The organism is Pseudomonas sp. PB120 (genome assembly GCF_009761815.1).
Classification (GTDB): domain Bacteria; phylum Pseudomonadota; class Gammaproteobacteria; order Pseudomonadales; family Pseudomonadaceae; genus Aquipseudomonas.
In genome coordinates this window covers 130,111-155,486 of record NZ_RWIN01000142.1, presented here as the reverse complement: position 1 = coordinate 155,486, position 25,376 = coordinate 130,111, and the positions used below count along the sequence as shown (strand labels likewise).

25 protein-coding genes are annotated in these 25,376 nt (G+C 60.1%); 19 read left to right on the top strand and 6 right to left on the bottom strand.

Annotated elements, in window-relative coordinates; genetic code table 11:
• Positions 1-126: 126 nt before the first annotated feature.
• Together EJA72_RS26585 and EJA72_RS26580 are read right to left on the bottom strand one after the other, a co-directional pair.
• The gene (locus tag EJA72_RS26585) at positions 127-846 is read right to left on the bottom strand and encodes an OmpA family protein (RefSeq protein ID WP_157714840.1); all 720 of its coding nucleotides are present in this window, start codon (positions 844-846) and stop codon (positions 127-129) included.
• Positions 847-935: 89 nt separating this feature from the next.
• A complete protein-coding gene (locus tag EJA72_RS26580; RefSeq protein ID WP_157714839.1) occupies positions 936-1,631 on the bottom strand; it encodes an OmpA family protein in 696 nt (231 codons plus the stop codon).
• Positions 1,632-1,821: 190 nt separating this feature from the next.
• Between EJA72_RS26580 and EJA72_RS26575 the strand changes: the two genes are divergently transcribed.
• From EJA72_RS26575 to EJA72_RS26560, 4 genes are all read left to right on the top strand, one after another.
• A complete protein-coding gene (locus tag EJA72_RS26575; protein ID WP_157714838.1) occupies positions 1,822-2,319 on the top strand; it encodes a DUF6231 family protein in 498 nt (165 codons plus the stop codon).
• A gap of 4 nt (positions 2,320-2,323) precedes the next feature.
• Complete coding sequence (locus tag EJA72_RS26570) at positions 2,324-2,800, top strand: YchJ family protein (RefSeq protein ID WP_157714837.1); 477 nt, start codon at positions 2,324-2,326, stop codon at positions 2,798-2,800.
• Between the two features lie 159 nt (positions 2,801-2,959).
• A complete protein-coding gene (locus EJA72_RS26565) occupies positions 2,960-3,454 on the top strand; it encodes an LEA type 2 family protein (protein WP_157714836.1) in 495 nt (164 codons plus the stop codon).
• Positions 3,451-3,660 carry an SEC-C metal-binding domain-containing protein gene (locus EJA72_RS26560; RefSeq protein ID WP_007906737.1) on the top strand — a complete coding sequence of 70 codons (210 nt, stop codon included), beginning with the start codon at positions 3,451-3,453 and terminating at the stop codon, positions 3,658-3,660. Before EJA72_RS26565 ends, EJA72_RS26560 begins: the two co-directional genes overlap by 4 nt.
• Positions 3,661-3,790: 130 nt before the next feature.
• Here EJA72_RS26560 and EJA72_RS26555 read toward each other — a convergent pair whose 3' ends face one another.
• The gene (locus tag EJA72_RS26555) at positions 3,791-4,342 is read right to left on the bottom strand and encodes a cysteine hydrolase family protein (protein WP_157714870.1); all 552 of its coding nucleotides are present in this window, start codon (positions 4,340-4,342) and stop codon (positions 3,791-3,793) included.
• A 146-nt stretch (positions 4,343-4,488) separates the two neighbouring features.
• Here EJA72_RS26555 and EJA72_RS26550 point away from each other — a divergent pair, with 146 nt between their 5' ends.
• From EJA72_RS26550 to pdeM, 11 genes are all read left to right on the top strand, one after another.
• Complete coding sequence (locus EJA72_RS26550) at positions 4,489-5,133, top strand: glutathione S-transferase N-terminal domain-containing protein (protein ID WP_157714835.1); 645 nt, start codon at positions 4,489-4,491, stop codon at positions 5,131-5,133.
• 294 nt (positions 5,134-5,427) lie between these two features.
• Positions 5,428-7,878 (top strand): penicillin acylase family protein, encoded by a 2,451-nt coding sequence (locus EJA72_RS26545; RefSeq protein WP_157714834.1) that lies wholly within the window; start codon positions 5,428-5,430, stop codon positions 7,876-7,878.
• A 201-nt stretch (positions 7,879-8,079) separates the two neighbouring features.
• A complete protein-coding gene (locus EJA72_RS26540; RefSeq protein ID WP_178129597.1) occupies positions 8,080-9,111 on the top strand; it encodes a ligase-associated DNA damage response exonuclease in 1,032 nt (343 codons plus the stop codon).
• Positions 9,108-10,796, top strand: a complete 1,689-nt coding sequence (locus tag EJA72_RS26535; RefSeq protein ID WP_157714833.1) for an ATP-dependent DNA ligase — start codon at positions 9,108-9,110, stop codon at positions 10,794-10,796. Before EJA72_RS26540 ends, EJA72_RS26535 begins: the two co-directional genes overlap by 4 nt.
• 307 nt (positions 10,797-11,103) lie before the next feature.
• Positions 11,104-11,886 (top strand): transporter substrate-binding domain-containing protein, encoded by a 783-nt coding sequence (locus EJA72_RS26530; protein ID WP_157714832.1) that lies wholly within the window; start codon positions 11,104-11,106, stop codon positions 11,884-11,886.
• Positions 11,887-11,942: 56 nt separating this feature from the next.
• The gene (locus EJA72_RS26525) at positions 11,943-12,671 is read left to right on the top strand and encodes an ABC transporter permease (protein ID WP_157714831.1); all 729 of its coding nucleotides are present in this window, start codon (positions 11,943-11,945) and stop codon (positions 12,669-12,671) included.
• A complete protein-coding gene (locus EJA72_RS26520) occupies positions 12,668-13,378 on the top strand; it encodes an ABC transporter permease (RefSeq protein ID WP_157714830.1) in 711 nt (236 codons plus the stop codon). Before EJA72_RS26525 ends, EJA72_RS26520 begins: the two co-directional genes overlap by 4 nt.
• 12 nt (positions 13,379-13,390) lie before the next feature.
• The gene (locus EJA72_RS26515; protein ID WP_157714829.1) at positions 13,391-14,509 is read left to right on the top strand and encodes a succinylglutamate desuccinylase/aspartoacylase family protein; all 1,119 of its coding nucleotides are present in this window, start codon (positions 13,391-13,393) and stop codon (positions 14,507-14,509) included.
• A 13-nt stretch (positions 14,510-14,522) separates the two neighbouring features.
• Positions 14,523-15,287 carry an ABC transporter ATP-binding protein gene (locus tag EJA72_RS26510; RefSeq protein ID WP_157714828.1) on the top strand — a complete coding sequence of 255 codons (765 nt, stop codon included), beginning with the start codon at positions 14,523-14,525 and terminating at the stop codon, positions 15,285-15,287.
• Between the two features lie 205 nt (positions 15,288-15,492).
• The gene (locus EJA72_RS26505; RefSeq protein ID WP_157714827.1) at positions 15,493-17,973 is read left to right on the top strand and encodes a ligase-associated DNA damage response DEXH box helicase; all 2,481 of its coding nucleotides are present in this window, start codon (positions 15,493-15,495) and stop codon (positions 17,971-17,973) included.
• On the top strand, positions 17,973-18,632 hold the full coding sequence (gene pdeM / locus EJA72_RS26500; protein ID WP_157714826.1) for a ligase-associated DNA damage response endonuclease PdeM: 660 nt from the start codon (positions 17,973-17,975) through the stop codon (positions 18,630-18,632). The genes EJA72_RS26505 and pdeM overlap by 1 nt, the downstream gene beginning before the upstream one ends.
• 91 nt (positions 18,633-18,723) lie before the next feature.
• Here pdeM and EJA72_RS26495 read toward each other — a convergent pair whose 3' ends face one another.
• Positions 18,724-18,933: a hypothetical protein gene (locus tag EJA72_RS26495; RefSeq protein WP_157714825.1), complete on the bottom strand. Its 210-nt coding sequence runs from the start codon at positions 18,931-18,933 to the stop codon at positions 18,724-18,726.
• 106 nt (positions 18,934-19,039) lie between these two features.
• Positions 19,040-19,606, bottom strand: coding sequence for a dCTP deaminase (dcd, locus tag EJA72_RS26490; RefSeq protein ID WP_007904652.1), 567 nt, complete (start codon positions 19,604-19,606; stop codon positions 19,040-19,042).
• A gap of 354 nt (positions 19,607-19,960) precedes the next feature.
• Between dcd and EJA72_RS26485 the strand changes: the two genes are divergently transcribed.
• Positions 19,961-20,170: a cold-shock protein gene (locus EJA72_RS26485; RefSeq protein WP_002554837.1), complete on the top strand. Its 210-nt coding sequence runs from the start codon at positions 19,961-19,963 to the stop codon at positions 20,168-20,170.
• Positions 20,171-20,279: 109 nt separating this feature from the next.
• Here the strand turns inward: EJA72_RS26485 and EJA72_RS26480 are convergent, their stop codons facing one another.
• The gene (locus EJA72_RS26480; RefSeq protein WP_157714824.1) at positions 20,280-21,287 is read right to left on the bottom strand and encodes a DUF481 domain-containing protein; all 1,008 of its coding nucleotides are present in this window, start codon (positions 21,285-21,287) and stop codon (positions 20,280-20,282) included.
• A gap of 257 nt (positions 21,288-21,544) precedes the next feature.
• On the opposite strand from EJA72_RS26480, the gene EJA72_RS26475 reads away from it, so the two are divergent.
• The 3 genes from EJA72_RS26475 (at position 21,545) to EJA72_RS26465 (ending at position 25,361) form a co-directional block, all read left to right on the top strand.
• Entirely contained in the window at positions 21,545-21,898 is a 354-nt protein-coding gene (locus EJA72_RS26475; RefSeq protein ID WP_178129596.1) for an MGMT family protein, read from the top strand.
• 44 nt (positions 21,899-21,942) lie between these two features.
• A complete protein-coding gene (locus EJA72_RS26470; RefSeq protein WP_157714823.1) occupies positions 21,943-23,502 on the top strand; it encodes an AmpG family muropeptide MFS transporter in 1,560 nt (519 codons plus the stop codon).
• A gap of 143 nt (positions 23,503-23,645) precedes the next feature.
• Positions 23,646-25,361 (top strand): proline--tRNA ligase, encoded by a 1,716-nt coding sequence (locus EJA72_RS26465; protein ID WP_157714822.1) that lies wholly within the window; start codon positions 23,646-23,648, stop codon positions 25,359-25,361.
• The last annotated feature ends 15 nt before the right edge of the window (positions 25,362-25,376 follow it).

Here is a 25,376-nt window from a genome sequence, read left to right as displayed (position 1 = left end):
TCTTTGCGCGCACAGTAACGGCTTCCATGCGGGATAAGCCAGAGGGCAACGGAAAATTCTTCATGACGTCCGCCGAATGGCCGTCGGATCAGCATCAATGGCTGTCCGACGGCTCTATCACGGGGCTCAGCGATTGATGTGCAGCTCCACGCGACGGTTTTTGGCACGCCCCTCTTCAGTGTCGTTGTCAGCGACGGGCTGACTTTCGCCCTTGCCTTCACTGGTCAGTTTGCCCGGCGCCAGGCCCTGTTGCAGCAGGTAGGCCGCCACGCTGCTGGCGCGGCGTTCCGAAAGGGTCTGGTTGTAGGTATCCGAGCCCACGCTGTCGGTATGGCCGATCACTTTGATGCTCACCACATCGGCGCTTTGCAGTTTGCCCATCAGCGAGTCCAGCTTGCTTTGCGCCGCCGGGGTCAGGTCGGACTTGTTGAACGCAAACAGAACGTCACCCGCGTCGCTCAGGGTGATGACTTCTTCGGGCACCGGTTCGGCCGGTTTGACGCTGGCCGGGTACTGCGGCAGCGGGCAACCGTGATGGTCGACGGGGGTATTGGCGGGGGTATCGGGGCAACGGTCACGTCGGTCGAAAACACCGTCGCCGTCTTCGTCGCCGTCCTGGGCGTAACAGATCAAGCCACCGGTCAAGATACCGAGCGCTGCTCCGCCGGCCGCCCAACCGCCACTTTCGATCGCACCCAGGCCTCCACCGACCAGTCCGCCAATGACGCTGCAGATCGGCCAGGTTCGTTGATTGAGGGGGGCAGTGCCATCGCTGTGAGTAGCGCAACCGGTTAACAGGCTGCCAAGCAGCAGAACCGGCAAGACGGTCCGTGAAAGAACGCTCATGGGGAAAGCTCCTGTGTTACCGGCCGATGCCGGTTACACAGGAGTAAAGACCCGCATCCGCGACTGCACAAGCCGCGGATGTGAGGGGGCTAGCGGTTGATTTTGATTTCGGTACGACGGTTTTGCGCGCGACCGTCTGCGGTTTTGTTATCGGCCACCGGCTGGCTTTCACCGGCACCGGAAACAGACACGAAACTGCTGCGTGGTACGCCTTGCTGGATGAGGTACTCAACCACCGAGTGAGCGCGTTTATCCGACAGTTTCTGGTTGTAGGCATCGCTGCCGACGCTGTCGGTGTGGCCGGTAACAGTCAGCTGCGCAGTCGGCGCTTCCTGTTTCAGGCGCGTGGCAATCTTGTCGAGCACCTGTTTGTCCGAAGGAGTGAGCGTGGCCTTGTCGAACTGGAAGTGAACATCACGGATAACAATGACTTCTTCCTTGACCACCACAGCCTCTTCGACCACTGGTGCAGGTACAGGTGGAGGGCAACCGTCAGCATCGACTTTCACGCCGTGAGGTGTGCCAGGGCACTTGTCGCGGCTATCCGGTACGCCATCGCCGTCTTCGTCGCCATCACCGTGAACCCAGCAATAGGCCGCTGCCGTGCCGCCGACGAGCAGCGCGCCATACCCCGCCCAAGCCGAGCTCTCGGTTGCACCGAGACCTGCGCCCACGACACCGCCGACCGCCGCACAGGTCGGCCAGTCGGTTTTCTGCAAACCTGCGCAACCAGTCAACACACTGGTTAGCAGAACCAAGGGTAATGCTGTCCGAACTATGCTCATCTAGTTTTCTCCTGAAGGATCGGCTTAGAACCGATTAACGTAGTAAAGACCCGACCTTTAATCTCCGCCAGCAATAGGCCATTGCTGTTTTTTCCCGTGTTCATGGACGTTCGCCACTTTTTGCGCAAAGACGCTCTAGGCCCGAACCTTTGAGCAGGCTAGTCTTGGCAGTTCTGATTGAGGATCTTCGATGATTGCAGGTATTTCTTCGCGTACTCCGCAGCAGGCACTGGCCGCTTTGCTGGACCGCTATGCTCCCGAGCGACTGCTGCTAATTGGCGCCAGCGAGTTCCCTGCGCTGGAAGCATTCAAACTGGCGCACCCCGACAGCGACGTGGCTTGTGCCGCGCCGGGCGCCTTGCCGGCCGAGTTGGCGGCGCGGCGGTTTGACCTGGCGCTGGTCGTCGATTGCCTGGAACACTTGCCCAAGAAGGACGGCCTGAATTTGCTGGGCGGCATCCGCAACCTCAATGCCAGTCGCATTGCGGTGCTGGCGGATCTGTCGGCCAGCGGCTGGCAGGAGACCGATTTTTTCTCCCTGGCCCTGCAAGCCAGCGAACGTTTCCAGCGCGATGAGCAAGTGCTGACGCTGTTCACCTACGATCTGCTTGACTACAAACAAGTACCCGACTGGCTCAATTCGCGCTTCTGGGCCAATCCGGAAAACTTCGGGAAATATTGGTGGTAATGCCATGAGTACATCCATTTGCCCTTGCGGCAGCGGCACCCTGCTCGACGCCTGCTGCGGCCATTACCACGACGGCCACCCGGCGCCGTGCGCCGAAGCTTTGATGCGTTCGCGCTACAGCGCTTATGTGCTGGGCCTGATCGACTACCTGGTGACGACCACCCTGCCCGCGCAACAGTCCGGCCTCGATCGCCAGTCCATCAGCGACTGGAGCGCGCAAAGCACCTGGCTGGGCCTCGAGGTAGAAAGCTCCGAAGTCTTCGGCGGTCAGCCGGAACATGCATTTGTCACCTTTACCGCACGCTGGCACGACGGCAGCGGTGAACACAGCCATCGCGAGCGCTCCTCGTTCGTACAGAATGCCGGCCACTGGTACTTCATCGACCCCACCGTGCAACTCAAGGCCGGACGCAACGACGCCTGCCCGTGCGCCAGCGGGCAGAAGTTCAAGAAGTGTTGTGCGGGTTATTTCGGCAGTTGAGGTGAAGACCTGCAGCAGCTGCCGAAGGCTGCGTCCGACTGCGTAGCCGTCGTAAAATCAGGCAACAACGTATTTCAGGTAGACCGAGTCAGCAGGAATGGCGACTGCTACGCAGTCGGACGCAGCCTTCGGCAGCTGCTACAAGGGAGAGGTATCACCATGACCACCCGGCGGCGCGCCTTACAGACGTTGACTCTGCTTCTGTTCCTGGGGCTCGGCGGCTGTGCGTCCTGGTTCGCTGATGATGAGCCAGAACCCGAAGTGCACCTGGTCAAGGTCGAAGTGGTCCGGGCCAAATTGCTCGAACAAAAATTCCTGCTGCACTTTCGCGTCGACAACCCCAACGACAGTGACCTGACCGTCCGCGGCCTGGAGTACCGCATTCATTTGGGCGACATGCTGCTGGCCGAAGGCGAGCACGAGCACTGGTTTACCGTGGGCCCCAAGCGCAGCGCCTATTTCAAGGTGCCGATCCGCACCAACTTGTGGCCCAAGGTTCGCGATGTGGTGAAGCTGCTGAAAAAACCCGACCAGCCCATTCCCTATCGTCTGGAAGGTGAACTGGAAACCGGTTTATTCATCGCGCACTACGTGCACCTGGCGCGTAATGGCGTGATAATCCCCGCCGATTTAATTCCGGAGCAACACCGATGACTCAGCAACCCCACGTCCATGGCCCTGATTGCAACCACGATCACGACCATCACGACCATCACGATCACGACCATGGCCATGTCCACGGCCCGAACTGCGGCCACGCCCACCAGGAACCGGTGCGCAACGCCCTGAAAGACGTCGGTCGCAACGACCCTTGCCCGTGCGGCAACGGCAAGAAATTCAAGAAGTGCCACGGCGCTTGATACTTCGGGCGAAGATGTTTTTCGCCTGTTGAATCGCCATCGCGAGCAGGCTCGCTCCCACACTGGTTTTGTGAACGACATAAAAACTGTGGGAGCGAGCCTGCTCGCGATGAGGCCCTTAGGGCCAACATCAATTCAGGATCTGCACCGTATCGACCACGGTCGCATATTCCCCATGCAGATTCCCCAGCGACATCGCATGCACTTCCTCCGCTGAATGCGCCTGGCCAAAATAATCCGCCTTGTCGAAGGTAAAGCACGCATCCTGCGCGACCCACGTATCAAACCCCAGATTCCCCGCCGTTCGCGCCGTGGACTCCACTGAGTTATTCGTCGCCACGCCGACAATCACCAATTGTTCGATCCGCGCCTCGCGCAAATTCGCCTCCAGCCCCGTTGCACAAAACGCATCCGGCACCTGCTTCTGGATCAACTGCTCGCCCGCCAATGGCTGAAATCGCTCCTGAAATTCCACCCCTGCTTGCTGCGGCCAGAACACCGAGTCCGGCGAACGGGACAGGTGCTGCACATGTATCACCGGTCGCCCGGTCAAGCGCCAAAACTCAAGCAACTCAAGGATGCGCTCCTCGGCAAGAGGATTATTCCGGCGTCCCAGCCTGGGGTGCAGGATGCCTTTTTGCTGGTCGATGATGATCAATGCTGCGTCGGTCTTTAGCTCCATGCTGACTTTTCTCATGCGGGGTCATTGAATTTCACGCACTTCAACATCACCTCCTCCTACAGGCAAGCCATCGATCGCAAACAGGACGACCTAATGCTCGCGGTTGCTGTCCGTCCCCAACGACGTCTTTTGCTTTGGAGCACTCCATGATCGACCTGTATTACTGGACCACCCCCAACGGCCACAAAATCTCGATATTCCTGGAAGAAGCCGGCCTGCCGTACAACGTGCATCCGATCAACATCGGGCAGAAAGAGCAGTTCCAGCCGCACTTTCTGAAGATCTCGCCCAACAACAGAATCCCGGCCATTGTCGACAATGAACCCGTCGATGGCGGTGAGCCGTTGTCGGTCTTCGAGTCCGGGGCGATCCTGCTGTACCTGGCGGAAAAAACCGGTCAGTTCCTGCCCACGGACCTGCGAGGCCGTCAGCTGGCGCTGCAATGGCTGTTCTGGCAGATGGGCGGCTTGGGGCCGATGGCCGGGCAGAATCATCACTTCAGCCAGTTCGCACCGGAGAAAATTCCTTACGCGATCAAGCGCTACATCGACGAAACGGCGCGCCTTTACGGGGTGCTCGACAAGCAATTGGCCAACAATGACTTCGTCGCCGGCCGTGAATACAGCATCGCAGACATGGCGATCTACCCGTGGATCGTTTCCCACAAGTGGCAGAGCCAGAACCTGGAAGACTTCCCGAATGTACTGCGCTGGTTCACCCACATCCAGAATCGCCCGGCGACCGTAAAGGCATATGCCCTGGCGGCCGAAATCAATCCACCAAAACCCTGAGGCATCCACAACCCTGTGGCTACACACCACCCTGTGGCGAGGGAGCTTGCTCCCGCTGGAGCGCGAAGCGCTCCCATCCCAGACTCCCGGCTGACTCAACAGTTAAGCAGTGCCTGGATTACGGCCGCTACGCGGCCGAGCGGGAGCAACCTCCCTCGCCACAGGGACATCACCTGCCTTGAAGGCGGGTTTATCAGACAAATCCTGAAATAACCCCATACCCCGCTTGCGCGCCCACCTCCTGCTCTCTAACGTAGCGCCTTTACTGACGCTACCCCCCGCAGGAGCTTTGCCATGGCCTCGCCAGCCCTTACACATTTTCTTCCCCGGTTCGGCGTTGCCGCAGCAGTGGCCGGTGTTTTGAGCCTGACCGGTTGTCAGTCCTTCAACACCCAGGACACCCTCCCCCCTACCTCTGGCGTACAACCGCTCAAAGGTCTGGCACAGAACGTTTCGGTGCGCCGCAATGCCATGGGCATGCCGCTGATCGAAAGCAACAGCTTCCATGACGCGCTCTTTGCCCTCGGCTATGTCCACGCCAGCGACCGCATCACACAAATGGTCACCCTGCGCCTGTTGGCCCAGGGCCGTTTGTCGGAGATGTCGGGATCAGACCTGCTGGACGCTGACCGCTACATGCGCGCGGTCAACCTGAAGAAAAGCGCCGGCGAGCTGTACAAGGCGTCGTCGCCGCGCCTCAAGCGTTTCTTCGAAGTCTATGCGCGCGGGGTCAACGCCTACCTGTTCCGCTATCGCGACAAGTTGCCGGCGGATTTGGCGGCCACCGGTTACAAGCCTGAATACTGGCAGCCAGAAGATTCGGCGCTGATTTTCTGCCTGCTGAACTTCAGCCAATCGGCCAACCTGCCGGAAGAAATCGCTTCGCTGGTGCTGGCCCAGACCGTCACCAACGACAAGCTGCCGTGGCTGGAGCCTGCCGCCCCCGACGAAAAACTGCCGCTGGCCGAAGGCGAAAAACTCCAGGGCATCAAGCTCAACGGGCAAGTCCCGGGGCTGGCTGAAATCAGCAAAGCCACCGGCCAGCTGTCCGATCTGAATCTGCTGGGCGCCACCTCATCGAACAATTGGGCCATCGGCCCGCAACGCAGCCGCAGCGGCAAAAGCCTGCTGGCCAGCGACAGCCATGGGCCGTTGGGCGTGCCGTCGTTGTTCAGCTACGTGCAGATTCGCGCACCCAAGTACCAGGCTTCGGGCGTGACCATTGCCGGTTTGCCGATGGTGCTCGGCGGTTTCAACGGCAAAGTGGCCTGGAGCATGACCACGGTCATGGGCGACAACCAGGACCTGTTCCTGGAGAAAATCAAACGCCAGGGCAACGGCCTCACCTATGAAGTCGGCGGCAAGTGGCAGCCTGTGACCGTGCGCAACGAGACCTACTTCGTCAAAGGCCAGCGACCGATTCGCGAAGCGGTGTACGAAACCCGTCACGGTCCGCTGCTCAACAGCGCCCAAGGCACTTCGCTGGCCAATGGTTTTGGCCTGGCCTTGCAGACGCCGAGCTTCAGCGACGACAAGACCCTGGACGCGTTCTTCGACCTGTCCCGGGCGCAGAACGTCGAGAAAGCCTCGGACGCCAGCCGCGAAATCCGCGCCATCGCCCTGAACCTGGTATTTGCCGACGCCAGCAACATCGGCTGGCAAGTCACTGGCCGCTACCCGAACCGTCGCGAAGGCGAAGGCCTGCTGCCCTCGCCGGGCTGGGAAGGTCGTTACGATTGGGACGGTTACGCCGACCCGATGCTCCACCCGTATGACCAGGACCCGGCCCAAGGCTGGCTCGGCACCGCCAACCAGCGGGTCATCCCCCATGGTTACGGCATGCAGCTGTCCAATTCCTGGTCGGCACCGGAGCGTGGCGAACGCATGGCCGAACTGGCCGGCGTGGGCAAACACGACACGCGCAGCCTGATCAGCATGCAATACGACCAGACCACGACCTTCGCCGCCAAACTGAAGAAGATGTTCGCAGCCCCGGGCATGGCCCAGCCGCTCAAGCAGGCCATTGATGCGTTGCCTGGCGCCGATCGCGACAAGGCTCGCGAGGCTTTTGCGCGCTTGATGGCGTTTGACGGCAAGCTCAGCCCGACCTCCACCGACGCGGCGATCTATGAGCTGTTCCTGCAGGAAAGCACCAAGCAGATCTTCCTTGACGAGCTAGGCCCGGAAAGCAGCCCGGCGTGGAAAGCGTTCGTGGCCAACGGCATGTTGTCCTACGCGGCGCAGGCGGATCACTTGCTCGGTCGAGAAGACAGCCCGTTCTGGGATGACACGCGCACGCCGCAGAAAGAAGACAAACCGGCCATCCTCGCCCGCAGCCTGGCGGCAGCGATCAGCGCGGGCGACAGCCAGTTGGGCGGCGATCACAAAGCCTGGCAGTGGGGCAAATTGCACCGCTACGAATGGAAGAACGCCAGTGGCCAGACCGTCCGCGGCCCGCTCGCGGCCGGCGGCGATCACACCACGTTGAATACGGCGGCGTTCGCCTGGGGCCAGGATTTCAACACCACGCTGGCACCGGCCATGCGCTTCATCGTCGACTTCGGCCAGGCCGAACCGCTGATGGGCCAGAACGGCACCGGCCAGTCCGGCAACCCGGCCAGCCCGAACTACCTCGACAGCATCGATCCATGGCTCAAGGGGCAATACATGAGCCTGCCGATGCAACCGCAGAACTTTGACAAGGTGTACGGGAACAAGCGGTTGACCCTGACCCCGGGCAAATAAGACACACCACAATCCCCCCTGTAGGAGCGAGCCTGCTCGCGATAGCGGACTGTCAGGCGACTTCAATGTTGCCTGACCCACCGCTATCGCGAGCAGGCTCGCTCCTACAGGGGGGGATTTCTTTTGCCGATGAAATTTCGATAGAACTTCTGGCTTCGCGCAAACCTCATAGCTAACAAGTCCCTCCATTTTGGTAACGACGTGGATCTTGTCATTGCGCGTCCCGAAGGCTTGTACTGCCCCGCCGGCGATTTCTATATCGATCCGTGGCGGCCGGTCGAGCGTTCGATCATTACCCATGCCCATGGCGACCACGCCCGTTCCGGCAATGCGCATTACCTGGCGGCCTCTCCCGGTGAAGGCATTCTGCGTGCACGCCTGGGCCAGGACCTCAACTTGCAAACCCTGCCGTACGGCGAGCGATTGCTGCACCACGGCGTCACCCTGAGTTTCCACCCGGCGGGCCACGTGCTTGGTTCGGCCCAGGTGCGCCTGGAATACGGCGGCGAAGTCTGGGTCGCCTCGGGGGATTACAAAATCGAGCCCGACGGCACCTGCGCTCCGTTCGAACCGGTGCGCTGTCACACCTTCATCACCGAGTCGACATTCGGCCTGCCCATCTACCGCTGGCAGCCTCAGGCGCAGGTCTTCGCCGAGATCAATCAGTGGTGGCAAGCCAATGCCGCCGAAGATAAAACCAGCGTGCTGTTCTGCTATTCCTTCGGCAAGGCCCAACGAATTCTCCACGGTATCGATGCCAGCCTCGGTCCGATTCTGACCCACGGCGCGGTCGAGCCGCTGAACCGGGTGTATCGCGAGAGCGGCGTTTACATCCCCCCCACGATTTACGCCGGCGAGATCAAAAAGAGCGACCCGATGATGCGCAAGGCCTTGGTCATCGCCCCACCCTCGGCGGGCGCCAGCACCTGGATGCGGCGTTTCGGCGAGTACAGCGATGGCTTTGCCAGCGGCTGGATGCGCTTGCGCGGCACGCGGCGGCGGCGCGGTGTCGACCGTGGTTTTGTCTTGTCCGACCACGCCGATTGGCCCGGCTTGCTTTGGGCCATCGAACAGACCGGCGCCGAGCGCGTGAAAGTCACCCACGGTTCGGTCGGCGTGCTGGTCCGTCATCTACGCGAGCAAGGCCTGGATGCACAAGGTTTCAGCACTGAATACGGCGACGAAGAAGAAGCCGGCCTCGTAGAACCTGCGAGCGCCGAGGAGCCCGCATGAAAGCATTCGCCGAACTGTATGCGGACCTCGATGCGACCACGTCCAGCAATGCAAAACTGGCGGCGATGCAGCACTACTTCGCTCAGGCCGCGCCGGAAGACGCGGCCTGGGCGGTGTACTTTCTGTCCGGTGGCCGGCCCCGACAATTGGTGCCCGTGCGCGTATTGCGTGAACTGGCCGTAGCGTTTTCAGGGCTGTCGCCGTGGTTATTCGAAGAGAGTTACCAGGCTGTCGGCGATCTGGCGGAAACCATTTCCCTGGTGCTGCCCGAAGCGCCGCACATCTCTGCCGATGGCCTGGCAAATTGGATCGAAGAAAAGCTGTTACCGCTGCGCGGTGAAACCCCGGCAATCCTCGCTGAAAAGTTGCCAGCCTTGTGGTCGCAACTGGACCGTCAGAGCCTGATGCTCTGCATCAAGTTGATCACCGGCAGCTTCCGCGTCGGGGTCTCGAAATTGCTGGTAACACGCGCCCTCGCGAACATGGCCGGGCTGGACAGCAAACGCGTCGCCCAGCGTCTGGTGGGTTACACCGACCTGTCCAATCGCCCGAGTGCTGCCAGTTACCGGAAACTGATCGCCGCCGAATCAGTCAATGAACATTCGCAGCGCGGCGGTCAGCCTTATCCGTTTTTCCTCGCCCATGCCCTGTCGCAGCCCGTCGAGCAATTCGAAGCATTGCTCGGCCCGGCCAGCCAATGGCAGGTGGAATGGAAGTGGGATGGCATCCGCGCCCAGGTGGTCAAGCGCGATGGTCAACTGTGGATCTGGTCGCGCGGCGAAGAGCTGGTGACGGAACGCTTCCCTGAACTGGAAAGCCTGATCCACTGCCTGCCCGACGGCACGGTGATCGACGGGGAAATCGTCGCCTGGAAATCCGAACCGTCGGGCACGGAAGACGCCTTCGACCCGCACGCCCAAACCTCACCGGCGGTGCAACCCTTTGCGTTGCTGCAACAGCGGATTGGCCGGAAAACCCTCGGCAAGAAAATTCTCGATGAGGTGCCGGTGGTGGTCCTCGCCTACGACCTGCTGGAATGGGCGGGTGAAGACTGGCGCAACCAGCCTCAAGCCACGCGACGCACTCAATTGGAGCAAGTCGTCGCCCGTTGCAACAACCCGGTATTACTCACGTCGCCCGTGCTGACCGGCGAAGACTGGTTCGACCTTGCCCGGCAACGGGAAGCCTCTCGTAGCCTCGGTGTAGAAGGCATGATGCTCAAGGCAAAAGAGGCGCTGTACGGGGTGGGACGGACCAAGGACATGGGCGTCTGGTGGAAATGGAAAGTCGACCCGTTCAGCGTCGACGCGGTGCTGATTTATGCCCAGCGCGGACACGGTCGCCGGGCCAGTCTCTACAGCGATTACACCTTTGCGGTGTGGGACGGCCCACCAGATGCCAGCGAACGCACGCTCGTGCCGTTCGCCAAGGCTTACTCAGGGCTGACCGACGAAGAAATGCGCCAGGTCGACAGCATCGTGCGCAAGACCACGGTAGAGAAGTTCGGGCCGGTGAGCAGCGTGAAACCGAGCCTGGTGTTTGAGTTGGGGTTTGAAGGCATTGCCCTGTCCAAGCGTCATAAAAGCGGCATTGCGGTGCGTTTTCCGAGAATGCTGCGCTGGCGGCAGGACAAGTCGGTGGAAGAAGCTGACAACCTGGCCACCCTGCAAAATTTGTTGGGCTAACGGGATCCCCTGTAGGAGCGAGCCTGCTCGCGAAGCGGCCTGTCAGTCGATACAAATTCCCCTGACACACCGCTTCGCAAACAAGCTCGCGCCTACAAAAATCCGTGTCATCAAGAACCATCCTGGTGCAGCTATTTCCTGGCGCCCGTTTTCGTGCACAATCCCTCGCGGACATATCTCGTATGAGCTTTTAAAACGCTCGTTCGGGACTCTGGTTCGGAAATTGCTACTTTCCTCAAGTCTTACGCTTTCCAGTAACAATAATTCTGCGCCACAAGCGCTCATATTGGTTCTTAGGGATTGAATAATGAAAAAAGCATTGCTGACCCTTTCTGCACTGGCGTTGTGCATGGCTGCCGGCTCCGCCATGGCAAAGGAATACAAAGAACTGCGTTTTGGTGTTGACCCGTCCTATGCTCCGTTTGAATCGAAAGCGGCCGACGGTAGCCTGGTAGGCTTCGACATCGATCTGGGGAACGCGATCTGCGCCGAGCTGAAGGTCAAGTGCAAATGGGTCGAAAGCGATTTCGACGGCATGATTCCAGGCCTGAAGGCCAATAAATTCGACGGTGTGATCTCTTCGATGACCGTCACCCCGGCCCGCGAAAAAGTCATCGACTTCTCCAGCGAGCTGTTCTCCGGCCCGACGTCTTTCGTGTTCAAAAAGGGTTCGGGCATCACCGAAGCCACCGAATCGCTGAAGGGCAAGAAAGTCGGCTACGAGCAAGGCACCATCCAGGAAGCCTACGCCAAGGCCGTTCTGGACAAGGCTGGCGTGACCACTCAGGCCTACGCCAACCAGGACCAGGTCTATGCTGACCTGACTTCCGGTCGTCTGGATGCCTCGATCCAGGACATGCTGCAAGCCGAACTGGGCTTTTTGAAATCGCCACAGGGCGCCGATTACGAAGTCAGCAAGCCAGTGGATGATCCCCTGCTGCCGGCCAAGACAGCTGTCGGTATCTCGAAAGGTAACAAAGACCTCAAGGCACTGTTGGATAAAGGTATCAAAGCGTTACACGACGATGGCACCTACGCCACCATTCAGAAGAAACACTTTGGCGATCTGAATCTGTACAGCGGCAAATAATGCCCGGCGCCCATCTCGCGATGGGCGCTTTTTTCACCCGATCAGGTTGCTGATTTATGTTCGAAAACCTATTACAAAACCTGGGGCTCTCAGCCTTCAGCCTCAAGGGCTTCGGTCCGTTGCTGATGGAAGGCACCTGGATGACCATCAAATTATCGGTGTTGTCGCTCTTGGTGGCCGTGTTGCTCGGTCTGCTGGGCGCCAGTGCCAAGCTGTCAAAAGTCAAACTGGTGCGGGTCCCTGCCCAGATGTACACCACGCTGATTCGCGGCGTACCGGACCTGGTGCTGATGCTGTTGATTTTCTACAGCCTGCAAACCTGGCTGACCTCGTTTACCGACTTCATGGAATGGGAATACATCGAGATCAACCCGTTCAGCGCCGGGGTCATCACCCTGGGCTTCATTTATGGCGCGTACTTCACCGAAACCTTCCGTGGCGCGATCCTCGCGGTACCCCGGGGCCAGGTCGAAGCCGCGACGGCTTATGGCCTCAAACGCGGTCAGCGTTTTCGTATCGTGGTGTTTCCGCAGATGATGCGTTTTGCCCTGCCAGGTATTGGCAACAACTGGATGGTCATGCTCAAGGCGACCGCGCTGGTGTCGATCATCGGCCTCGCCGACCTGGTCAAGGCTGCCCAGGACGCCGGTAAAAGTACCTATCAACTGTTCTACTTCCTGGTGCTGGCCGCCGTGATCTACCTGCTGATCACCAGCGCGTCCAACATCGTTCTGCGCAGGCTCGAACGCCGCTACGCCGCCGGTTCCCGGGAGGCCGTACGATGATCGAACTCCTGCAGGAATACTGGAAACCCTTCCTTTATACCGACGGCTACCACATCACTGGCCTGGCCATGACCATGTGGCTGCTCAGCGCCTCGATCTTCATCGGTTTCCTGGTGTCGATCCCGCTGTCCATTGCCCGGGTTTCCCCGCACTTCTACATCCGCTGGCCGGTGCAGTTCTACACCTACCTGTTCCGCGGAACGCCGCTCTACATCCAGCTGCTGATCTGCTACACCGGCATCTACAGCCTGGCGGCCGTGCGCGCCCAACCGGTGCTGGATGCGTTTTTCCGCGACGCAATGAACTGCACCATCCTGGCCTTCGCCCTGAACACTTGCGCGTACACCACGGAGATCTTCGCCGGGGCCATCCGCAGCATGAACCATGGTGAAGTCGAAGCCGCGAAAGCCTATGGCCTGACCGGCTGGAAGCTGTATGCCTACGTGATCATGCCGTCTGCACTGCGTCGTTCGTTGCCTTATTACAGCAACGAAGTGATCCTGATGCTGCACTCGACCACCGTGGCCTTCACCGCGACCATCCCGGACATCCTGAAAGTCGCCCGGGACGCCAACTCGGCGACCTTCCTGACCTTTCAGTCGTTCGGCATCGCCGCGCTGATCTACCTGACCGTTACCTTTGCGCTGGTTGGCCTGTTCCGTCTTGCCGAACGCCGATGGCTGGCGTTCCTCGGGCCGACCCACTAGGACATTTCGCACATGCGCCACCAGATACATGACCTGCTGTCACCCCTGCCGGGGACAGCACGACAGGTTCACAGCTTTCACTTCGGCCCGGAGTCGGCCCAAGGCAAAATCTACATTCAGTCGTCCCTTCACGCCGATGAAATGCCCGGCATGCTGGTCGCCTGGCACCTCAAGCAACGCCTGGCGGAGCTGGAAGCCGCCGGCCGACTGCGCAGCGAAATCGTGCTGGTCCCGGTCGCCAACCCGGTCGGGCTGGAACAAGTGCTGATGGACGTGCCGTTGGGCCGTTACGAGCTGGAAAGCGGTCAGAACTTCAACCGCTGGTTCGTGGACCTGAGTGAAGAGGTCGGCAATGAAATCGAAGGCCAGCTGGGCGACGATCCGCAACGCAACCTCACACTCATCCGCGACAGCCTGCGCGGCGCCCTCGCCCGCCAGACTGCCGGCACGCAACTGCAATCCCAGCGCCTGACCCTGCAACGCCTCGCCTGCGATGCCGACATGGTGCTGGACCTGCATTGTGATTTCGAAGCGGTCGCGCACCTGTACACCACGCCCGAAGCCTGGCCGCAGGTCGAGCCGCTGGCCCGTTACATCGGTTCCGAAGCGAGCCTGCTGGCCACCGATTCCGGCGGTCAGTCGTTCGACGAATGCTTCACCCTGCTCTGGTGGCAGTTGAAAGAGCGCTTCGGCGAGCAGTTCGATATTCCGCTGGGCAGCTTCTCGGTCACCGTTGAGTTGCGCGGCCAGGGTGACGTCAATCACCCGCTGGCCAGTCTCGACAGCCAGGCGTTGATCGATTACCTGATTCACTTCGGCGCCATCGCCGGCGAACCGGCGCCCTTGCCTGAACTGCCCTACCCCGCCACGCCGTTGGCCGGGGTCGAACCCGTGGCCACGCCGGTGGGCGGGTTGCTGGTGTTCACCGCACTACCGGGGGAATACCTCGAAGCCGGACAGCTGATCGCCGAAATCATTGACCCGATCAACGATCGCGTCACCCCCGTTCATTGCACCGCCGCCGGGCTGATGTACGCCCGTTCGCTGCGTCGCATGGCCACTGCCGGCATGGTGATCGCCCACGTCGCGGGCACCGAAGCCTATCGCAGCGGCTACCTACTTTCGCCTTGAGGATGCATGCCCCATGTACAAACTGACCATCGAAGGCCTGCATAAAAGCTATGGCGATCATGAAGTCCTCAAAGGTGTTTCGCTCAAGGCCAACACGGGCGACGTCATCAGCCTGATCGGCGCCAGCGGCTCGGGCAAAAGTACGTTCCTGCGTTGCATCAACTTTCTCGAACAACCCAACGACGGCGCCATGAGCCTCGACGGGCAGGCCATCCGCATGATCAAGGACCGTCACGGCATGCACGTGGCCGATGCCGATGAACTGCAGCGGATCCGCACGCGCCTGGCCATGGTGTTTCAGCACTTCAACCTGTGGAGCCACATGACGGTGCTGGAAAACATCACCATGGCGCCACGTCGGGTGCTGGGTTGCGACAAGAAAGAAGCCGAAGACCGTGCCCGTCGCTACCTCGACAAGGTCGGGCTGGCGGCACGCGTGGCCGATCAATACCCGGCGTTTCTTTCCGGCGGTCAACAGCAACGGGTGGCCATCGCCCGCGCACTGGCCATGGAACCGGAAGTCATGCTGTTCGACGAACCGACCTCGGCGCTCGACCCGGAGCTGGTGGGTGAAGTGTTGAAAGTGATCCAGGGGTTGGCCGAGGAAGGCCGGACCATGATCATGGTCACCCACGAAATGAGCTTTGCGCGAAAAGTGTCGAGCCAGGTGCTGTTTTTGCATCAAGGGTTGGTTGAGGAAGAAGGCGCGCCGGAAGATGTGCTGGGCAATCCGAAAAGTGAACGGCTCAAGCAGTTCCTGAGCGGCAACCTCAAGTAAACACAGGTCTCCTGTAGGAGCGAGCTTGCTCGCGATGGTCGTCAACGAAAACGCGTACTGTCTGGTACCCGTCGTCGAATTCGAGTTAATCGCGAGCAAGCTCGCTCCTACAGAGGGCCGATGTTGATCAAGCCCTGCCGCGATTAAACTTGTTCACTCTCGCCGTGGTCACTGAAAGAAGCCTTTCAGAGCGCGCACCACCGGCATGGGAACCTCCCCCGACTACGCAAAAAAGTGGTTCGCCGCTCGCGGCTGGACACCGTTCGCCTTTCAGAAACAGGTGTGGGCCGCGGTTAAACGCGGTGAGTCCGGATTGCTGCATGCCAGTACCGGCGCCGGTAAAACCTATGCGGTCTGGCTGGGAGCACTCAATCGCTTCGCCATCGCCATGGCTCCATTAGAAACAAAGCGCAAACCGCTGGCTGCGCCGCTGACCGTGCTGTGGATAACCCCCATGCGCGCACTGGCGGCCGATACGGCGCGCGCCCTGCAAGAACCGCTGAACGACTTGCAGATTCCGTGGAGCATCGGCCTGCGCACCGGTGACACCAGCAGCAGTGAACGCGCACGCCAGAGCCGGCGCTTGCCCACCGCCCTGATCACGACGCCCGAAAGCCTGACCTTGATGCTCGCCCGCGCCGACGCCCACACCGCACTGTCGACGTTGCGCATGGTGGTCGTCGACGAATGGCACGAACTGCTCGGCAACAAGCGCGGCGTGCAACTGCAACTGGCCCTGGCCCGCCTTCGTCGGTGGCACCCCGAGCTGATCGTTTGGGGCGTTTCCGCAACCCTGGGTAATCAGGCCCACGCTCAACAGGTATTAATCCCACAGGGCAGCGGCATCAGTATTCAGGGCCAGACCAATAAAGCATTGCAGGTCGACACGCTCCTCCCTCCGTCTATCGAACGTTTTCCCTGGGCCGGGCACATCGGGTTGAAGATGCTGCCGCAGGTCGTTACGGAATTGGAATCCAGCCCCGCCAGCCTGGTGTTCACCAACACCCGCGCCCAATCGGAGATCTGGTATCAAGCCTTGTTGGAAGCCCGCCCGGATTGGGCCGGGCTGATCGCCTTGCATCACAGCTCGCTGTCACGAGACACCCGCGACTGGGTGGAACGGGCGCTCAAGGACGGCCTGCTCAAAGCAGTGGTCTGCACTTCGAGCCTGGACTTGGGCGTGGACTTTCTCCCGGTAGAACGGGTGCTGCAAATCGGCTCGGCCAAAGGCGTGGCGCGGCTGATGCAGCGTGCGGGTCGGTCAGGCCATGCACCAGGACGCGTATCGCGGGTGACGCTAGTGCCCACGCACAGTCTGGAACTGATCGAGGCGGCCGCTGCGCAGGACGCCGTCGCCCAGCGTCGTATCGAGCCTCGCGAATCCCCCCACAAACCGCTGGATGTGTTGGTCCAGCATGTGGTCAGCATGGCGCTCGGCGGTGGGTTTCTGCCCGATGAGTTGTATGAAGAAGTGCGCGGAGCCTGGGCTTATCGAGACCTCACCCCGGCGGATTGGACTTGGGCACTTGCTTTCGTACGCCACGGTGGCCTTTCCCTGACAGCCTATCCGGATTATCGCCGGGTCGAACCTGATGAAAACGGTGTCTGGCGCGTGCCCGATGCCCGACTGGCACGCCGGCATCGCATGAGCATCGGCACCATTGTCAGCGACGCCAGCATCCAGTTGAAGTTCTGGAGCAAGGGCGGTGGCGGCAAGCAGTTGGGGAGTGTCGAGGAAGGATTTATCGCCCGGCTCAAACCGGGCGATGGTTTCCTGTTCGCCGGACGTTTGCTGGAACTGGTCCGGGTTGAAAACATGACGGCCTACGTCAAACGCAGCACGGCGAAAAAAGCCGCGGTGCCGCGCTGGAATGGTGGGCGCATGCCGCTTTCCAATGAACTGGCGCAAGCGGTGGTCATGCGCTTCAACGCAGCGGCGCAGGGCGAGTTCATCGGCCCGGAAATGCAGGCGCTGCGTCCGTTGCTGGAGGTGCAGCAACGCTGGTCGGGGCTGCCGACCTCGGAAACCCTACTGACCGAGGTGTTGAAATCCCGTGAGGGCTGGCATCTTTTCCTATATCCCTTTGCCGGTCGCCAGGTGCATCTTGGATTGGCCAGTTTGCTGGCGTGGCGGGTCAGTCGGCAGCAGGCGGTCACGTTTTCCATTTCGGTCAACGATTATGGGCTGGAATTGCTCAGTGCCACTTCAGTGGATTGGATGCAGGTGTTGAACCGTGGATTGTTCAGTCCTGAGCATTTGCTGCGACACGTCCTGGCCAGCCTGAATGCCGGAGAACTGGCGCTGCGGCGCTTTCGGGAAATCGCCCGCATTGCCGGGCTGGTGTTTGCCGGTTATCCAGGTGCGCCAAAAAGTACGCGCCAGGTTCAAGCGTCGAGCGGGTTGTTTTTCGAAGTGTTCAAACAGTACGACGGGGGCAATCTGTTGCTGACCCAGGCGGGGGAAGAAGTCTTGCGAGACGAGCTGGATATTCGACGGCTGGAACAGAATTTGGCGCACATCAGTCAACTCAGACTCGACGTGCATCAGGTCAAACGCCCTACGCCCCTCGGGTTTCCACTATTGGTGGAACGCATGCGCGAGAGCATGAGCTCGGAAAAACTCGCGGACCGCATCAGGCGCATGGTCGGCGATCTTGAGAAAACCGCTGAAACCGGGAAAACCTGATGAGCACGCCCTACCCCGTGCAACTGGCCGGCGAAGCATTATGGCTGCTGCCGGAAAAAGCCATTTACTGGCCAGCGCAACAAGCCCTGCTGATCGCCGACGTGCATTTCGGCAAGGCCGCCGCCTACCGAAGCCTCGGCCAACCGGTGCCTCATGGCACCACCGCGAGCAATGTTGCCGTGCTGGACAACTTATTGGCCGCCCTACCGTGCCGTCAGCTGATTTTCCTAGGGGATTTTCTTCATGGGCCGGGCTCCCACGCCAGCGCCACGTTGAACGCGCTGGCAGAGTGGCGGGCGCGGCACCCTGATCTGCCGATGACTCTGATTCGAGGCAACCACGACAAACGCGCCGGGGACCCGCCTGCTTCGTTAAACATTCGCGTGGTACCTGAGCCGTTGCTGTTAGGGCCGTTTGCATTACAGCACGAACCCCAACCACATACGGAGCGGCACGTACTCGCCGGCCATGTGCATCCGGTTTATCGGCTGCACGGCAAAGGAAGGCAGCGGTTGCGCCTGGCATGTTTCAAGTTGGGATTGGACGTCAGCCTGCTACCGGCCTTCGGTGCGTTCACCGGTGGCCATCCCGTCGAACGGGACGAGAAATGCAGGATCTTCGTCATCGGCGACAACGAAATATGGCCCGTGACCGTGTAGGAGCGAGCTTGCTCGCGAAGAACGCAAGGGCAACGCGTTTTGTCAGGAAGCCCTCGTCAACGTTGGCGCCCATCGCGAGCAAGCTGCGCTCCTACACGACAGGCGCTGGAGGCGGCTCATCCGGCAACGTCGGCTCGCCAGGCTCTGTCGGTTGTTCGTTGGGAGTATCGGGATCAGGCTGGCCGGGGATGCCCCCCGCCATGCTGATGGGCGGATGTGCCAACAACGACCAGGCCAAAACGCCAACCTGATTGGGCTCAAGCCTTGCCAGTTCGGCACTTATTTGCGGATCGATCTTCATAAAGCACTCCTGAGCGAAGGCCCCGTCCGCTGCATGCGGACCGGGCAGTACACCCAATAGAGTGTCTACCCGCTCAAGAATTCCAGCGACTTGCCGGATGAATGGATCAGGTACGCGGCAACGTCACGCCGCGCTGGCCCTGATACTTGCCGCCACGGTCCTTATAGGAGACTTCGCACTCTTCGTCGGATTCGAGGAACAGCATCTGCGCCACACCTTCGTTCGCGTAGATTTTCGCCGGCAGATTGGTGGTGTTCGAGAACTCCAGGGTCACATGACCTTCCCACTCAGGCTCGAGCGGCGTGACGTTGACGATGATGCCGCAGCGCGCGTAGGTGCTTTTACCCAGGCAAATGGTCAATACATTGCGCGGGATGCGGAAGTATTCGACGGTGCTGGCCAGGGCGAAGGAGTTCGGCGGAATGATGCACACGTCGCTGTGGATGTCGACGAAGCTGCCGGCATCAAAGTTTTTCGGGTCGACGATGGCCGAATTGATGTTGGTGAACACCTTGAAATGATTCGTGCAGCGCACATCGTAGCCGTAGCTCGACACGCCGTAGGAGATCACACGGCTATCGTCGCTGCCGCGCACCTGGCGCTCGACGAAAGGTTCGATCATGCCGTGTTCCTGCGCCATGCGGCGAATCCACTTGTCCGATTTGATGCTCATGGCGGGTGTCCTGAATAGCGAGGTGGAAAAATTCTGTCCGGCATCTTACCGGGGCGCGCCGCCGGGTTCAAAGACCGGGGCGCAAAACTTGCCGTCCCCCCGTGATTTCCGGGTCTTGCGGACAAACCGGAGGACCGTCAGTCATGAAAACAGAGAAACCTTCGCAAGAAGCATTGGCACGTTCCGGAAAAAGGGTTAAGGTGGCGCCACTGTGCTGCTTGTGTCACTGAGAATCTCTACACGATATGTTGAATTTCGATCCAACCATCTACAAGAATTTTTCCTGCTCTTTGCACTCAGTCTCGGCCAGGGTTCTTCCTGAGTCGCAGTTATCTTTGTTCAAGGAGTTACACCATGTCTAATCGCCAAACCGGTACCGTTAAGTGGTTCAACGATGAAAAAGGCTTCGGCTTCATCACTCCACAATCCGGTGACGACCTGTTCGTTCACTTCAAAGCTATCCAATCCGACGGCTTCAAAAGCCTGAAAGAAGGCCAACAGGTTTCTTTCATCGCTACCCGCGGTCAGAAAGGCATGCAAGCTGAAGAAGTTCAAGTTATCTAACTTGTACTTGCTTTAGTAAAAAGCCCCGCCCTCAAAAGCGGGGCTTTTTTGTGCCTGTCTGTTTTGCAGGCAAAAAAAATCGCAGCCAGTGGCTGCGATTTTTTGCGTCTTACCAGGCCACGCCAAACCCTGCGGTATAGCGCGTCTTGTCCAGGTCGGCATCGTCGGTGCCGCTGATGATGTCTCGCTCGGCCTTCAGGTTAAGCGACGCCCAATCGGTGACCTTGTAGCGCAAACCCATTTCGGCATCGAGCGCGTAGTCAGCCACGCCGGAAAGCGGCTTGCCCACTTCGCCATTGGTGAAAAACTCCACCTTCTTGCCGATCAGGTAGCGGTTGTAATCCCACTTCATCGCCAAGGAGTAGAAGTTTTCCTTGCTGCCGTCGGAGAACTCGTAGTCCGTGCGGTTGACCAGCGAGCCCAGCGAGAACGCGCCCAGCTCGTTGTCCCAGAACTGGTAGCCCGGACCGGTACCGACGGTGCGCTGACGGGAGAGGTCTTCAACCTTGTCGCGCTTATAGACTGCCCGCCCCTGCCAGAACCACTTCTCGGTCAGGAAGCGGTCAAGCGAGTATTCGGCTCGCCAGTTGTCGGTGGTGACCACGTCATCCTGGAATTCGCGGTTGTACTCGCCTTCCGCGGTATGCCGCCATCTGCCATGGCGCGCCGTGGTCTTGAAGTCGATGTCATAGTCATCGGTGTCTTTTTCCGCCCGCTGGTAATCCAGCGCCGCGTCAATATTGCCCTTCCACACCAGGTCTTCGACCACCGGCTTGGGCTTGAGAATCTGCTGGATACTCGCCAGTTCGACGGTCTTCGGCGCCTCACCATTTTGGAGCGTCACTTTGCCATCGTCTGCCGCATGCAGCGACTTGGCCTTTTCACCGGTGTAAGCGTCCTGCTTGACCAGCAACTCCTGGTCGCTTTCCAGGGTTTTGACCTGTTTCCAGTCGATGGGTACCGCTCCGGCGTATTCCGTCTGGATCAGCAATTTGCCGCCATCGAACAACGTGATCTTGCCGCTCAACTTGTCACCGTTCTTCAACCAGACGGTATCGGCGAGCAAAGGCGTGGAAGCACTCAAGACAGCGAGGCACAACAGGGTTCTGGACACCATAAGCAGATACAGGCTCAAGATTGCGAAAAAAGGTCGGTATTATCCGTAGGAATAAGACCCTAGCAAGGACTGACCCGACGATTTCTGATGAGTTCATTTCTCAGTTACCAATCGAGAATTTACTCTACAGACGGTAATTCCAAGCTGTAGGAGCGAGCCTGCTCGCGATAAACTCGAATATGGCATCTTGTTCCAGACAGAACGCGTTTTCGTTAACGACCCTCGCGAGCAAGCTCGCTCCTACAGGAACGGCGGACGTGATTGATTCAATAGACGAGTCCGAAAGCCCGGCGCAAATCCGACGCACGGCGCTCTACCTGACACTCGCGCAAGTGCCCGAAGGCAAAGTCGTGAGTTATGGCCAGCTCGCCGAACTGGCGGGCCTGGGTCGCGCCGCCCGCTGGGTCGGGCGAACACTGAGCCAGTTGCCGGGCGACAGCAAATTGCCCTGGCACCGCGTACTCGGTGCCGGCGGGCGTATCAGCCTGCCCGTGGGCAGCGCTTCGGGGGATGAACAACGGGCAAGATTGCGGATGGAGGGCATCAGTGTCCTGAATAATCGTGTTGATATTCAGCGCCATGGCTGGCGTCCGGTAGAGCACAGCGGTTAGAGTGCGCGCTTTGTTTCCGTAATTCTTGAGGCAGACTCCAGCCCATGCCCCGTAAAACCTGGCGCGCCGCGCTCGCCGCCTATGCCAGCCCCTCCACACTTGTGCTGTTGCTGCTGGGCTTTGCCGCCGGCCTGCCCTACATGCTGGTGTTTTCGACCCTTTCGGTCTGGCTGCGTGAAGCCGGCGTGGCTCGCGAAACCATCGGCTATGCAAGCCTGATCGGCCTGGCCTACGCCTTTAAATGGGTCTGGTCGCCGTTGCTCGACCAATGGCGCCTGCCATTACTCGGCAAGCTCGGTCGACGACGCTCCTGGCTGGTCCTTTCACAGGCACTGGTGATTCTCGGTTTGATCGGGATGGGTTTCTGCGACCCGCAAAAGCATCTGTCATGGCTGATCGCTATCGCCGTAGTCGTTGCGTTCGCCTCGGCGACGCAAGACATCGCCGTCGACGCCTACCGACTGGAAATCGCTGAAGACAGTCGCCAGGCCGCCCTGGCCGCCAGCTATATGTCCGGCTACCGGATCGCGGCATTGCTGGCCACGGCCGGCGCCCTGTTCTTCGCAGAAGGTTTCGGCTCCACCGGCTTCAACTACCAGCATTCGGCCTGGGCCGGCACCTACGTGCTGTTTGGCGCGCTGATGATTCCCGCGCTGCTGACCTCTTTGTTCATGCGCGAACCGCCAGTGCCACTGCGCACGCAGTTGCAGGCCGGGCGCTACAGCTTTGTGCACCAGCTGGCATCGGTGTTCGTGCTGATCGTGCTGCTGGTTTCCGTGCCGGCCATGTTCACCCAACTCTACAACACCGATTTCGCCAGCGTGTTGTTCGACGGGGTGAGCCTGCTCGATTTGCTGCTCGATGACCGTGCGTTCCTGCGAGCGATCCTCTATACCATGCTCACTGCGCTGTGCCTGTCGACCATGGGCCGCCGTGGTCTGGCGCCGGTGCTGACGCCGGTCAACGACTTCATTCTGCGGTACCGCTGGCAAGCGCTGCTGCTGCTTGGCCTGATCGCCACGTATCGGATGTCCGATACGGTGATGGGCGTGATGGCCAACGTTTTCTACATCGACCAGGGCTTCACCAAAGACCAGATTGCCAGCGTCAGCAAGATCTTCGGCCTGATCATGACCCTGGTCGGTGCCGGCATGGGCGGCCTGCTGATCGTGCGCTTCGGCATCCTGCCAATCCTGTTCATCGGCGGCGTCACTTCAGCCGCCACCAACTTGCTGTTCCTGATGCTCGCCGACATGGGCGCCAACCTGAACATGCTGATCCTCACCATCTCCCTGGATAACTTCAGCTCCGGCCTCGCGACTTCGGCCTTCGTCGCCTACCTGTCGAGCCTGACCAACCTCAAGTTCTCCGCCACCCAATACGCCCTGCTCAGCTCGATCATGCTCCTGCTGCCACGCCTGATCGGCGGCTATTCGGGGGTCATGGTGGAGAAATTCGGCTATCACAACTTCTTCCTGATCACCGCCCTGCTGGGCGTTCCGACTTTGCTGTTGATCGCCTTGCACTGGTTCCAGGAGAGCCGCCGTGCAGGTCCGACCCCCACACCAGAACCGGTTCCGACCCAGGTTGTGGAAGAGTCGTAGGATGCTTCTGTAGGAAACATTGCAGAGGGCCCGACGAATCCGGCCCTCGTGCCACACCGCCGACCGCACGCCTGTACGCCAGCGGATCTCGCCCGTACAATGCTCCGTCATTTCTCGTCATCAGCAATCGATAACGGCCAACCATGCGCACCAGTCAATTTTTGCTCGCCACACAGAAAGAAACGCCTTCCGACGCGGTCGTGATCAGCCATCAGCTGATGCTGCGCGCCGGCATGATCCGCAAACTCGCCTCGGGCCTCTACACCTGGCTGCCGATGGGCTTGCGAGTGATGCGCAAGGTCGAAGCCGTCGTTCGTGAAGAAATGAACGCCGCTGGCTCTCTCGAAGTGTTGATGCCGAGCACTCAACCGGCTGAGCTGTGGCAGGAATCCGGTCGCTGGGAAGAGTACGGCCCGGAATTGCTGCGCTTCAAGGATCGCCACGGTCGCGACTTCTGCGCCGGCCCGACCCACGAAGAAGTGATCACCGACCTGATGCGCAACGAGTTGAGCAGCTACAAACAGCTGCCGATCAACCTGTATCAGATCCAGACCAAATTCCGTGACGAAATCCGCCCGCGCTTTGGCTTGATGCGCGGTCGCGAATTCATCATGAAGGACGCCTACTCGTTCCACGCGGACCAGGCATCGCTGCAGGTCACCTATGACCGCATGCACCAGGCGTACTGCAACGTGTTCACCCGCCTGGGCCTGAGATTCCGCCCGGTTGAGGCCGACAACGGCTCGATCGGTGGCGCCGGCTCCCACGAATTCCACGTACTGGCCGAATCCGGCGAAGACGACATCGTCTTCAGCAACGGTTCCGACTACGCCGCGAACATCGAGAAAGCCGAAGCTGTGCCACGGGAAACGTCCCGTCCAGCGCCAGCTGAAGAGCTGCGCCTGGTCGACACGCCAGAGACCAAGACGATTGCCGCGCTGGTGGAAAAATTCAATCTGCCGATTGAAAAGACCATCAAGACCCTGATCGTGCGCGCCGAAGAAGAAGGCAAGCTGATTGCCCTGGTCATTCGTGGCGACCACGAACTCAATGAAATCAAGGCTGCCCAGCAACCTGGCGTGGCCAGCCCGCTGGTCATGGCCACCGACGCCGAACTGCGCGACGCCATTGGCGCCGGTGCCGGCTCGCTCGGCCCGTTGAACCTGCCATTGCCAATCATCATCGACCGTTCGGTCGAGCTGATGAGCGACTTCGGTATCGGTGCCAACATCGACGACAAGCACTACTTCGGCGTGAACTGGGAACGCGACCTGCCGGTTCCGACCGTTGCCGACCTGCGTAACGTCGTCGCTGGCGACCCTAGCCCTGACGGCAAAGGCACCCTGGAAATCAAGCGCGGCATCGAAGTCGGGCACATCTTCCAGCTGGGCAACAAGTACAGCAAAGCGATGAAATGCGAAGTGCTGGGCGAGAACGGCAAACCGGTCACCCTGGAAATGGGTTGCTACGGCATCGGCGTTTCCCGTGTGGTAGCTGCGGCCATCGAGCAGAACAACGACGCCAACGGGATCATCTGGAGCGACACCCTGGCGCCGTTCCAGGTCGCACTGGTGCCATTGCGCTACGAAACCGAGCAGGTTCGCGAAGCCACCGACAAGCTGTACGCCGAACTGACGGCTGCCGGCTTCGAGGTGCTGCTGGACGACCGCGACAAGAAAACCAGCCCGGGCATCAAGTTCGCGGACATGGAGCTGATCGGCATTCCTCACCGGATCGTGGTCAGTGACCGCGGCCTTGCTGAAGGCAACCTGGAATACAAGAGCCGCACCGAGCCAGAAGCGCAAGCGCTGCCGGTTGCTGACGTCCTGTCGTTCCTCCAGGCCCGTATCCGCCGCTGACACCAGATAGAGAAG